This window comes from Paenibacillus sp. FSL R7-0026, from assembly GCF_038004485.1.
Classification (GTDB): domain Bacteria; phylum Bacillota; class Bacilli; order Paenibacillales; family Paenibacillaceae; genus Paenibacillus; species Paenibacillus xylanexedens_A.
Genome location: NZ_JBBORG010000001.1, coordinates 4,527,387 through 4,539,642, shown reverse-complemented (window position 1 = coordinate 4,539,642; position 12,256 = coordinate 4,527,387). Strand labels below are relative to the sequence as shown.

Sequence of the window (12,256 nt, the reverse complement as noted above, 5' to 3'; positions counted from 1 at the left end):
ACGCCAGCCCGCATATTTTGGGCTGGCGTTTACAGGTATGGATTTCATAATGAATAAATCGTAATAACCTAGCCAATTCAGGATTGAGAAGGAGAATCAGTCAGGTCGTCAATATCGGAAGAACCGAATACAAATAAAACAACAAGAATGACAATGATCAGTAGTTCAGCGAACCCATTTCCGTCAAAGTCAGACATCACTTCAACCTCATTTCTTAGCGTTTAGGAATTGATTCTCTGTTGGAAAGCCCGTATAACGTCATTCAACGTCATATCGCCACCGATCTCATCGAGGAATTGCACCAGTTTATCTTGATTCGAGGGTGTAATATTTTGTAGCGATTTATACTGCCCGACCAGTTCAACGACCAGTGTAGCTTCTCGAAACAACGTGACCGCATCCACTCTTAACTTCCCACTTACCAGTAATGCTGCAACGATAAGTTCCAGATTTCTTCCTTTAAGGTTGCCATTGAGAAGGGTGTTTGCGGCATTTGTTTTTTTGGAACCTTTATTCGATTTTCCATTCCTTCTCACTGCCATAACAGGTCCCCCGCTGTTTGGTGTTTAATTCATCTTCCGTTATTGTATCTTATGTGTAATCCCATATAATGTTCGGCCTATTAATCTACGTACGTTGAACTAAAAAATATTTTCACTTTCCACTCCGAATGACAGAATAACCTTTCTCGTGTAAATGTGTCCAACTGATATAGTTGTGGATATAAAAAAGAGACCTCCCGATATAGTTAGGAGGTCTCTTGTCAACTGTTACGCGTTATTAATTATGGTATTCATCGTTGTCCGATCCAGACCTTTGACCAGCTTCACAATCAGCTCTTTGGCCGCATCGTAGTCATCCGTATGAATGATGGAAGAAGAGGTGTGGATATAACGAGCGCAGATACCAATAACTGTTGATGGTACACCAATTCCACTCAGGTGTACTTGACCTGCATCGGTACCACCTGGTGAGATGAAATATTGCATTTTGATCTGATTGGATGAAGCCGTATCTTGAACATATTCCACCATTCCGCGATGGGTGAACATGCCCGGGTCAAAAATACGAAGCAATGCGCCTTCTCCGATATGTCCAAATGACTGTTTGTCACCTGTCATATCATTCGCCGCGCTACAGTCAAGTGCAAAGAAGATATCAGGCTGAATCAGATTGGCCGCCGTACGTGCACCGCGAAGCCCCAGTTCTTCCTGAACCGTTGCACCAGCGTAAAGTGTGTTAGGTAGTTTTTCCTTGTGCAGCGCTTCAACCAGTTCAAGTGCAAGTCCTACGCCGTAACGATTATCCCACGCTTTAGCCATAATTTTCTTCGGGTTCGCCATCGGCGTGAATTCACAGATTGGTACGATCTGCATCCCTGGATGAATGCCCCAAGATTCTGCTTCTTCACGGTTGTCTGCTCCAATATCGAGATACATGGAATTCAAATCAACAGGTTTGTTCCGCTGGGACTCGTCCAGCAAGTGTGTAGGAGTAGAACCTACAACTCCGGTAATCCGACGATCAGGTGTGATGATTTCCAGTCGCTGAGACAGTACAGCCTGACTCCACCACCCACCCAGTGGACGGAATTTGACCATACCCGTTTCCGTAATGCCTGTAGTCATGAAACCTACTTCGTCAAAGTGTCCGGCTACCATAACTTTAGGACCGGATTCCTCCCCGCGTAATACACCAAATAGACTCCCCAGGCGATCCTGGACGAACTCATCGGTATAAGCGGAAAGCTTATCTTTCATCCAGCCGCGAAGCTCACGTTCAAAACCGGATGCGGAAGGAAATTCCGTCAACGTACGGAACATATCCATCGTTTTTTCATTCATGTGTCAACAACTCCTCTGTTGGTATGTATTTCAGGTCACAGTAGAACGGCTACCCGCCTGTTGTCCTTTTAAGATGTAATTCAAAAAGTCCACTTTTGATTACGAATCATGCCTAACGGCATGATCAGCATCGAATATGAAATTCAGCCGAAATGTCCGTTGCTCACGTAGTTTGCCTACGCTCCGCTACTCCATTTCTATCTTCATCCCATCTTCTTGGTACTGAAAACTAGACTTTTTGAACATGCACTTTAATATGCTGAGGACTTGTTATTTAACCACTGGTCACATTACAGTATGAACCTTGCGCAAGTGATTGTCCATGTTTATGTCACGTATTTAAGGCATATTTTGGGCGCTTACCGTGTCCAAGTTTCATGACTCTATCCGCTGTAGTCGCAGTCCTGATGCCACTTCAATGAATATGAATATATGGAGGAGATGTCATCATTTTGTGAAGTTCTATATTTCAATATTTGTTTTTCTGTCTACAGGAAGGAGCTAAATATCCAATGAAGCCTCCAGAAGAGGGCACGGAAAAAGTACTGTTTATCGTTCTTTTTATCTTGCTCGTGATTGTTCTTCTTTATTTATAGACGTATCTAAAGGTCCTCAGATCCGGCGTGTTCCCATCTTGCTTTCACAACATGATCTTGTTGGAAACATATGCTGTCTGTCGCCGGATACATAACCTTCCGATTATTAACAAACAATGAATATAGGATTACACACATTGGCATTCAGCCGTAGCTTTGAACCATTTTCACATAGAGGAGGTCTTGTATCTTGCCAGCTCAATCTGCATCCGGAAGCGAAAAAAAATCGTCGTCCCTGTCCATGGATGAAAAGGAGTACAAAAAAGTCGCAAAAAAACATGAGCCGCCTCGTCCAATCCTGAAAAATTGCCTCAAAGCATTTCTGGTTGGGGGTACCGTCTGTTTGATTGGACAGGCCATTCAAGAGGCTTTTATGGCCGGTTTCGACATGACATCGAAGGAAGCTTCCAGTCCTACGGTAGCGGTCATGATTCTCATATCGGTTATTCTAACGTGTCTCGGCGTTTACGATAAAATGGCTCAATGGGCAGGAGCAGGAACTGCTGTGCCGGTTACCGGCTTTGCCAATTCCATGTGTTCCGCTGCACTGGAACATCGTGCTGAAGGATTGGTGCTCGGTGTAGGGGCCAACATGTTTAAACTTGCTGGTTCCGTTATTGTGTTTGGTGTCGTGGCAGCATTTGTCGTAGGGATTGTTTACGCCTTTTTAGGATTTGGAGGTGGGCACCTATGAAGCGATTGGGTCGCCAGACATGGCAGTTTGAAAATCGTCCGCGGATCATCGGTAAAGCCGCAGTTGTAGGACCAGAAGAAGGCGAGGGTCCACTGTCATCTGATTTCGATTATGTCTACGACAACCTCGAGATCGGCGAGAAAACGTGGGAAAAGGGAGAACGCAAACTGCTCGAACAGGCCTCCCAACTGGCTTTGGTTAATGCAAATATCACCAAGGAAGAGCTTCAATTTTTTGTTGGTGGAGATCTGATGAATCAGATTATCAGCAGTTCCTTTTCAGCACGAAAACTGGGTGTACCTTACCTGGGTGTCTTTGGTGCTTGCTCCACATCCATGGAAACATTAGCTCTGGCCTCCATGATTGTTGACTCCGGAGCTGGAGATTATGTCCTTGCAGGAACGGTGAGCCATAACTGTACGGTGGAGAAACAATTTCGGTATCCGACGGAGTATGGCTCCCAAAAGCCGCCTTATGCGCAATATACCGTCACAGGAGCAGGGTGTGGTGTGGTCTCCCGTACTGGTGATGGTCCCGTTGTTACCAAAGCCACCATTGGACGCATTATGGACTTGGGCATCAAGGATCCCTTTAATATGGGTTCAGCCATGGCGCCAGCAGCAGCCGACACTATAATCTCTCATTTCAGGGATACGGGATTGGAACCCGGCTATTATGATCTCATTGTGACTGGGGATCTGGCTTCCGTCGGTCTGCCTATTACAAAAGAGCTTTTGCAAAAAGAAGGCATTCCCATGGAACAGACGGTATTTAATGACTGCGGCCTGATGATCTATGATCGGGAGAAACAGCCTTATGTGGTTGCCGGGGGAAGTGGCTGCGGATGTTCTGCCACCGTCACCTATGGTCACATTTTGAACCGAATGCAGAAGGGTGATCTTAAACGGGTGCTCGTCGTAGCTACCGGGGCACTGTTGTCTCCAATATCGTACCAGCAGGGTGAAAGTATTCCTTGTATCGCACATGCCGTAGCCATAGAAATGGAGGGATAAAGGTAATGCAGTTCTTGTGGGCATTTATTGTTGGCGGTTTAATCTGTGTTATCGGACAGCTTCTAATGGATGGGGTTAAACTGACGCCAGCTCATACCATGAGTACACTTGTTGTAACAGGTGCGCTTGCGGATGCATTTGGCGTGTATGACCCCTTGGTTAAATTTGCAGGTGCGGGTGCTACCATCCCCATCACAAGTTTCGGTAATTCCTTGGTGCACGGGGCATTGACGGAGCTGGAAAAAGAGGGATGGCTGGGTGTGATTACAGGGATTTTTGACCTGACTGCGGCGGGAATATCGTCAGCGATCATCTTTTCTTTTCTCGCGGCATTGGTCGTTAGACCAAAAGGCTAACATAGAATGAGAAATCTACTTAAACATATTGCGATTCAGCAGAGGCTTCGGATAACTTTTATCCGGGGCTTTTTTGTCGTATTCATGCGAGAACTGCGGTGAATCTGACGGGCTGGAAACAAATTGTGAGTTCCTTCGAGTGTACTCGTGACTCTGGATCATGTACAATAAAAGGAAATCTGTATGCTTTTTTAGGAGGTTAGACCACATGCCTGTGCGCAAAGAGTCGATCCAAATCATATCCGCAGTTCGTTCTAATCTGGAATCCTGTATTATGGGGAAATCCTTTGAAATTCAACTTTTACTTACAGCTTTGCTTGCAGGCGGGCACGTTCTGATTGAAGACGTACCGGGAACTGGCAAAACGCAGTTAATCAAGGCATTATCGAAATCTATGCGTGGTGAGTACCGGCGTATTCAATGTAATCCTGATATTTTACCTAGTGATATTACGGGCGTATCTGTGTTCCATCCGAAGGATGAGCGTTTTTATTTCCGGCCAGGTCCTGTGATGACCAACATTTTGCTAGCTGATGAGATTAACCGGGCCACAACAAAAACCCAATCGGCTCTGCTCGAAGTGATGGAGGAGCGCAGCGTAACCGTTGATGGCGATACGTATGATCTGCCACATCCATTCATGCTCTGTGCAACTCAGAATCCGATTGATTTTGAAGGTACGTATACTTTGCCGGAAGCCCAACTCGACCGGTTTATGTTGAAAATAAGTCTAGGTTATCCCGATAAAGAAATTGAGAAAATCCTATTGAAACAGCATCAGCTCGGTCAGCCTGTAGATCGCCTTGAATCCGTGACTCATATGGACCAGATCTCGGCAATCCAGCAGGAGATTAAAGAGGTCTTTATCGGTGATCCGGTTATGGACTATTTGCTGGATGTTGTTCGTCAAACTCGCTCCCACCCATCTGTATTGCTGGGTGCCAGCCCACGGGCAGCCATATCGTTCATGATGGCCGTAAAAGCCTTTGCTTTCTTGCAGGAACGTGATTATGTGCTTCCGGATGATGTGAAAACGATGGCCCCTTATGTGATCTCTCATCGTATTGTGCTTCGTCCCGAATCGAGACTGGACAGTATGAGTTCCGAGGCCGTTTTGAATGCCGTACTCCAGCAAGTACGCGTGCCCGTCTCCATGGGGCAATAGTTCATGAAGCCGCTTTTGAGAACAGTCAATAGAGGGTTACGCCACCCACGCGTATGGAGCATCGCTATGGTGTGGATGTGCTGTCTGGCTTATGTTTTGTTTCAGGGCGGGAAGACATCCCTTATGTTGCTGTCGATGGTGACCCTGCTCTGTGTGTACCTTGCCATTGCTGGATTTAGCGGGGTAAGACGTGCTCAAGGAGTTCGTAGGTTATCTTCTGGTCCAGACCACGAAGAATTGCTGCATGCGGGTGACCAGGTTCAAGTACAGCTGAGTCTGACGATTCCGGGATTCCTCCCGCTTCCCTATGTTGTTGTGCGTGAAATGCTGCATCGGCATAACGGAGAATCGTGGTCGTTCAAGGAAAGTTTGATTCCCAATATGCGAGGTAATGGGGAGCTGTCATTTCAGACGCCGCCACTTGAGCGGGGGAAGTATGTTTTTTCAGAAACGGAATGTGCCAGCGAGGACATATTTGGACTGATTGAACATCGAGGAAAGTTTAAGGCCAAAGGTGAGTTTCGCGTACTGCCAAGAACGGTATTTATTCCATATTGGCAGCTCTACGACCGCAAATCACGGTTATCCGGTCCTCAGACGGCGTTAACCCGTTCACGGAGAGAGACCACTCAGATCAATGGTGTACGTGACTACGTATACGGAGATCGACTTTCCCGCATTCACTGGAATGCAACGGCAAAGACAGGGAACTGGAAGTCCAAGGAGTTTGAACATGAGTCTGTGCCCAAAACCGTTCTGGTTTTGGATGCGCTGGCATCAAGTTATGAACATGGGGATGCATTCGAAATTGCCGTTTCCACGGCTGCCTCTCTGCTGGAGTATGGTGTAAGGGAACGAATGGGGATGGGGTTGTTGACATTGTCAGACCAGACATCCTTCATGGCCCCCAGTGAAAGTCTGATGGAACGACAGAAGATGATGCATCATCTGGTGGATATTCAATATAACGGTCAGGATACCCATCTGTTGCCCGGCGTGGAAAGAATTGCACGTCAACTGCCTCAGGGAGCTTACTTTGTCGTGATTTCTCCCCAGAAGGATGAAAAAATAATGGAACTGTTGCGCTGGGCCGATACGCGGGGCATGACTCCATGTCATATTCTGATCGATACCAGTGAATCCCGCCGGAGTGCCGAGTGGAATGCCATGTTGCGTGGAAGAGGCACGAGGTCATTCACTGTTTCTCACTTGCAGGAGCTTCCAACGGTGATGGGGGGAGGTTCTGTATGAGTACAAAAGGAATTGAAAGTGTTACAGGCAAACGATCCTGGTATCATGCAGCGTCATTGCTCTGGATTTTCCTGATTGGAATGCAGTGGATTTCATTTACGCAGGAATCGTGGTACACGGAGACCACTTCTCTGGTGTTATGGACACTTGCAGCAGTCAGTGTGCTGGAGGTCATTCTGCCCTTCAAAACGATATATCGCGCGATTATCAAGGCGGTCGTTGTTGGTTACATTTTGCATAAAACGCTGATCGATTATACGGTGTACATCCCTTATGGCTCTTTAACAGACCGAGCGGAGCAATTCATATTACACATGACGCCGTACATCTGGTTCTCCTTGTGTGCATGGGTGATGCTTGAAGCTGCGCTTCGACTCGTGACCACAACACGTCGCATTCTTGTTTTTCTGGGTGTTAACATCATTTCGATGGGGATTCTCGATTCTTTCACCCAGATTCCACTCTGGATTGAAATCGCGTGGGTGATGTTTGCGGGGATGGGATGGCTCGTATGTCAGCATTTCCGTAACTATCAGCTACAGTATCCTCAAGGTTGGAAACGGATCATCCGGTATCCTTATAAAGTCCTGGCCAATATTGCTATTATCTTTTCTTTGATTATTGTAGCCAGCGTTAATATGCCGGAGATTCCACCCACCTTGACGGACCCATACACGGCGTGGCGTAACTATACCGGAACTTCCACAAGTCAGGCTGGTAACGGAAACCTTGATATTCCCGCGGCTACCGAATCGGGATACAGCAGGGAAGACAATCAGCTGGGTGGAGGTTTTAACTTCGACTATACCCCTGTCATGTCTGTCACGACCAATGAGCGCAGTTACTGGCGTGGTGAGACACGTGCAGAGTATACAGGCACAGGCTGGGATGACCGTGGACGGGGTGCGACAGAGAATGTTGAAGCCGGACAGCCTCTGGAGAACCAAGAATCCGGTAATGTGAATACCAAACAAGTGACTCAGAACGTAACGATGCTGAATGATAATGTCTATCCGATTCTCTTTGGTGCTTATTCAATCTCGGAAGTTAGCTCGATTAATGGTGAAGACAGAACGGATCGGATGTTGTGGAATGCCGAACAGGCTGAACTGCATGTGGTGACAGACCGTCAGCAACCACAGTATCCCAAGACATATACTATCGTATCGGAAGCCCCTGTGATTGTGGAAGATGAGCTTCGTACAAAGTCATTTGAAGATCTGTATAACAGTAATCCGGCAGATGATATGTACTTGCAGTTACCATCCCGTTTCCCTGACCGGGTTTCGGATCTGGCAGCCGAGATAACGGCATCTGCGAATACTCCGTATGAAAAAGTGGCATTACTGCAAAACTATTTACAAACTAATTTTGAATACACGAACAATCCGGATTTATCTCGAAAAGTAAGCGGCGACTTTGTGGAAGGTTTCCTGTTCGATATTATGGAAGGCTACTGTGATTACTTCTCCACTGCGCTGGTGATGATGGCGCGCTCGGAGGGCATTCCTGCAAGGTGGGTTAAAGGTTATGCGCCTGGACAACTGTCCCTGAATTCGGACATGCAGGCTCCACGTCAACCTGGCGCGGAGATTGAGACGACCTACACCGTTACCAATGCAGATGCACACTCCTGGGCAGAGGTTTACTTTGGTGAGTATGGATGGATTCCTGTTGAAGCAACGCCGGGCTTTGATATGCCGCTGCTAACGGAACAGCCTGATGTACAGCCTGTAGATGAGCCAGAAGAAGAGCCAGAAGAGGAGCCGGTACAAGAGGAAGAGCAGACCCCTGCACCTGAGCAGACATCGTCTGCCATCCCGACTTTTGTTATCTGGGCTGCAGGAGCCATTATTGTATTGTGGGTAGCCTATATGTTCTGGCGTAATCGTTTCTCCATGCGATTCTTCCTGCTTCGTCTACGGACAGGTGGACCGCTCACCCCTGAACAGAAGGTAGTGGCAGAGACCGAGCGTTGGATTCAGTATGTGAAACGCAAAGGGTTGACCCGGAGCGGAGACGAGACACTTCGTGAATCGGTAGCCCGCTGGAGCCAGGCAAAACCTGCTGCAGAAGCTACATTGCATGAGCTTCTCACGAAGTTTGAACAGACTCGTTACAGTCCGGCGTCCGTAAAAGCCGACGACTGGAAGGCCGTCTATCAGACTGCCTTGAAGCTGCGGAAGGAACTGAAAGCGGAACGGGCATAGTTGTTGCCCGTCCCGTTTTTCCTTTTTTCCTATGCCATCAGGCGCTGTATGCATTTTCAGGAAAGACGGATTTGTGATATAGTGTGTCGTATGAAACTGAGGTGACTTCTTTGTTTAAAATGTTAATGCCCAAGCTGCGTGTAGACACGGTTTTTGACATTAATCTGGAAGAGCTGTACGCTCAAGGCTACCGTGGAATTATAACTGATCTGGATAACACACTCGTTGGAGCCAAAGCCCCTGACGCCACGCCCGAACTGATTGAATGGTTTGCACGTGTGAAAGAGGCAGGTTTCAAGCTGATGATTGTGTCCAATAACAATTTGAATCGTGTATCCCTGTTTGCGACCCCGCTGGATATCCAGTTTGTGCATAGTGCACGCAAACCATCGAATGTACCGTTTCGTAGAGCAATGAAAATGATGGAGTTATCTCCTGAAAACACGATTGTTGTAGGCGATCAGATGCTTACGGACGTTTATGGAGGGAACCGAATGGGGTTATATACCGTTCTGGTACTGCCAATCTCCATTGGGGACGAAGGTTTTATGACCCGCTTCAATCGACGCGTGGAACGGATTGCTCTAACGAGTTTACGCAGGAAAGGCTTATGGCTTGAGGAGGAAAAGAAGAAATGACAGAACCGCATAACGGCAATCTTGCCGTAAGGTGCAGCGGATGCGGCGTGCATCTGCAAACAGAAAATTCGGAATTACCAGGGTTTATCCCCGAGAAGGCGTTGGATCGTGAACCGGTTATATGCCAGCGCTGTTTCCGCATCAAAAACTACAATGAGTCATCATCCGTTACGGTGGATCAGGACGAATTCCTGGCGCTGCTTAGCAAAATCGGGGATAAGGATGCACTTGTCATCCATATCGTTGATTTGTTTGACTTTGATGGCAGTATTATCTCCGGTCTGCAGCGTTTTGTAGGTAACAATCCAGTATTGCTTGCTGTGAACAAAACGGATTTGCTTCCGAAGGTAACCAACTGGAACAAGGTTCGCAATTGGGTACAAAAGCAAGCCAAAGAACAAGGTTTGCGCACAGTGGATGTAGTCTTGTGCAGTGCGAAGCAAAATCAGGGCTTCGACCGACTGCTTGAGCTCGTGGGAACGTATCGCGAAGATCGTGACGTGTACGTGGTTGGCGGTACCAATGTGGGTAAATCCACACTGATTAACCGTCTGATCCGTGATTACAGCGATCTGGAGCAAGAACTGACCACGTCCCGTTATCCGGGAACGACGCTGGATATGGTAAACATTCCGCTGGATGATGGAAAATATATCATTGATACGCCTGGAATCGTGTATCCATGGCGTTTCAGCGAGATTGTTTCACGTAAGGATCTCGCTGCCATCATGCCGGAAAAACCGCTTAAACCGGCTGTGTATCAGTTGAATTCCGGTCAGACGCTGTTCTTCGGCGGCATGGCTCGATTTGACTTTGTGGAAGGTGATCGCCAGTCGTTCACTTGTTTTATCAGCACTGCGCTTGATATCCACCGGACGAAGCTGGAGCGTGCAGATGATCTGTACCGCGACCATCTGGGAGAATTGTTGTCTCCGCCAACCCGTGAGGATGCAGCAGAGATGGCTGAATGGACCAGACATGAATTCCGCATCAAACGCGGCAGTCAATCGGATGTATTCATCTCGGGTCTGGGCTGGATTAAGGTTAATGGCGATATTGGAGCGCTTGTTGCTGTTCATGCTCCAAAAGGCATTCGTGTACAGATCCGCCCATCATTGATCTAGTAATCTCAGAAGCTGTACATCAGATGGATTGGAGGCGGACCTATGTCTGAGCAGAACAAATTCAACTCTTCACTTCCCGTGCTGCTTGGTGTTATGGGTGATCCTATTGCTCACTCCAAGTCTCCGGCAATGCACAATGCGGCTCTGCAGGCTGCAGGAGTGAATGGAATGTATATGCCACTGCATGTTCATCCGGATCAACTGGAAGCGGCAGTTCGGGGAATTGTGGCACTGGGCTATCGTGGTGTTAATGTCACCATCCCGCACAAAGAGCAGGTGATGCAGTATCTGGATGTGATCGATGAAAGTGCTCGCCTGATTGGTGCGGTGAATACCATCGTCAATGAAGGTGGAACACTGACAGGGTACAATACGGATGGTATTGGTTATGTCCGATCGCTGAAGGAAGAGGCTGTGCCTGAGCTTGCTGGTAAACGTATTGCTGTACTCGGAGCAGGAGGAGCAGCGAGAGGTGTCATATATGCACTTGCACTGGAGAAGCCTGAGCGGATCCATATCCTAAACCGTACAGCGGACAGGGCTATTGCACTTGCTTCGGATTTGCGGGGGCATGGCTTGGGAGAAATCTCGGGCAGTGGCATGGAAGACGTTGCGACGGTACTGGCTACGGCTGATATCGTGATTAACACAACCGCTGCAGGAATGCACCCGTATGTTGATGACGTACCGGTTGATCCCACACTGATCCGTGAAGGAGCGGCGGTGAGTGATCTGATCTACAATCCGCTGGAGACCCGTCTGCTTCGAGAGTCGCGGATGCGAGGATGCACGGTGCACGGTGGTCTGGGTATGTTTGTATACCAAGGCGCAGTGGCCTTTGAATATTGGCTTGGCATCCCGGCTCCTGTGGAGACGATGAGACGAGCGGTACTAAACAGTTTTGAAGTGTGAAAATGATATCAAGAGTACATGCAATCGGAGTCACCTTGTGTACTCAGTGATCATTTTCACCATTGAAAAATAATAATTGAATGGTCAGGTCCGGACAGTTTTTGCGCTGTCGATCAGGGCCTGCTCAACATAAGGAGTATGGAGTATTCATGTTAAACGGTAAACAAAAGCGCTTTTTGCGGTCACAGGCACATCACCTGACCCCTGTATTTCAGATTGGTAAAGGTGGAACCAACGAGCACCTGTTCCGTCACATCGAAGATGCGATTGAGAAGCGCGAATTGATGAAAGTGCAAGTGTTGAACAACAATGATGAGGACAGAAAAGAGATGGCAGAAGAAGTTGCCCGTGAAACGGGAAGTGAGCTTGTACAACTCATCGGTAACACAATCATCCTGTACAAAGAATCTCGCGATAACAAACAAATCGAACTACCTAGATAAGGGAGCGTGA

At 47.7% G+C, this 12,256-nt stretch carries 12 protein-coding genes; 10 read left to right on the top strand and 2 right to left on the bottom strand.

Annotated features, from left to right (window positions below):
* Window positions 1-221: 221 nt before the first annotated feature.
* Both MKY44_RS20080 and MKY44_RS20075 read right to left on the bottom strand, forming a co-directional pair.
* Window positions 222-542 carry a hypothetical protein gene (locus MKY44_RS20080; RefSeq protein WP_036615167.1) on the bottom strand — a complete coding sequence of 107 codons (321 nt, stop codon included), beginning with the start codon at window positions 540-542 and terminating at the stop codon, window positions 222-224.
* Window positions 543-770: 228 nt separating this feature from the next.
* Complete coding sequence (locus MKY44_RS20075; protein WP_341008255.1) at window positions 771-1,844, bottom strand: M42 family metallopeptidase; 1,074 nt, start codon at window positions 1,842-1,844, stop codon at window positions 771-773.
* A gap of 786 nt (window positions 1,845-2,630) precedes the next feature.
* Between MKY44_RS20075 and spoVAC the strand changes: the two genes are divergently transcribed.
* The 10 genes from spoVAC to yhbY all read left to right on the top strand — a co-directional run bounded on the left by spoVAC (window position 2,631) and on the right by yhbY (window position 12,246).
* The gene (spoVAC, locus tag MKY44_RS20070; RefSeq protein ID WP_036615164.1) at window positions 2,631-3,134 is read left to right on the top strand and encodes a stage V sporulation protein AC; all 504 of its coding nucleotides are present in this window, start codon (window positions 2,631-2,633) and stop codon (window positions 3,132-3,134) included.
* The gene (gene spoVAD / locus MKY44_RS20065) at window positions 3,131-4,147 is read left to right on the top strand and encodes a stage V sporulation protein AD (protein ID WP_341008254.1); all 1,017 of its coding nucleotides are present in this window, start codon (window positions 3,131-3,133) and stop codon (window positions 4,145-4,147) included. Before spoVAC ends, spoVAD begins: the two co-directional genes overlap by 4 nt.
* Window positions 4,148-4,152: 5 nt before the next feature.
* Entirely contained in the window at window positions 4,153-4,503 is a 351-nt protein-coding gene (spoVAE, locus tag MKY44_RS20060) for a stage V sporulation protein AE (protein WP_036615159.1), read from the top strand.
* Between the two features lie 208 nt (window positions 4,504-4,711).
* Complete coding sequence (locus MKY44_RS20055; RefSeq protein ID WP_036615157.1) at window positions 4,712-5,668, top strand: AAA family ATPase; 957 nt, start codon at window positions 4,712-4,714, stop codon at window positions 5,666-5,668.
* Between the two features lie 3 nt (window positions 5,669-5,671).
* Entirely contained in the window at window positions 5,672-6,919 is a 1,248-nt protein-coding gene (locus tag MKY44_RS20050; RefSeq protein ID WP_179086484.1) for a DUF58 domain-containing protein, read from the top strand.
* Window positions 6,916-9,129 carry a DUF4129 domain-containing transglutaminase family protein gene (locus MKY44_RS20045; protein ID WP_341008253.1) on the top strand — a complete coding sequence of 738 codons (2,214 nt, stop codon included), beginning with the start codon at window positions 6,916-6,918 and terminating at the stop codon, window positions 9,127-9,129. The genes MKY44_RS20050 and MKY44_RS20045 overlap by 4 nt, the downstream gene beginning before the upstream one ends.
* A gap of 110 nt (window positions 9,130-9,239) precedes the next feature.
* The gene (locus MKY44_RS20040; RefSeq protein ID WP_036615148.1) at window positions 9,240-9,767 is read left to right on the top strand and encodes a YqeG family HAD IIIA-type phosphatase; all 528 of its coding nucleotides are present in this window, start codon (window positions 9,240-9,242) and stop codon (window positions 9,765-9,767) included.
* Window positions 9,764-10,891 carry a ribosome biogenesis GTPase YqeH gene (gene yqeH, locus MKY44_RS20035; RefSeq protein WP_017687184.1) on the top strand — a complete coding sequence of 376 codons (1,128 nt, stop codon included), beginning with the start codon at window positions 9,764-9,766 and terminating at the stop codon, window positions 10,889-10,891. Before MKY44_RS20040 ends, yqeH begins: the two co-directional genes overlap by 4 nt.
* Before the next feature lie 42 nt (window positions 10,892-10,933).
* The gene (gene aroE / locus MKY44_RS20030; RefSeq protein WP_341008252.1) at window positions 10,934-11,803 is read left to right on the top strand and encodes a shikimate dehydrogenase; all 870 of its coding nucleotides are present in this window, start codon (window positions 10,934-10,936) and stop codon (window positions 11,801-11,803) included.
* A 149-nt stretch (window positions 11,804-11,952) separates the two neighbouring features.
* On the top strand, window positions 11,953-12,246 hold the full coding sequence (gene yhbY, locus MKY44_RS20025) for a ribosome assembly RNA-binding protein YhbY (protein WP_017687186.1): 294 nt from the start codon (window positions 11,953-11,955) through the stop codon (window positions 12,244-12,246).
* Window positions 12,247-12,256: the final 10 nt, after the last annotated feature.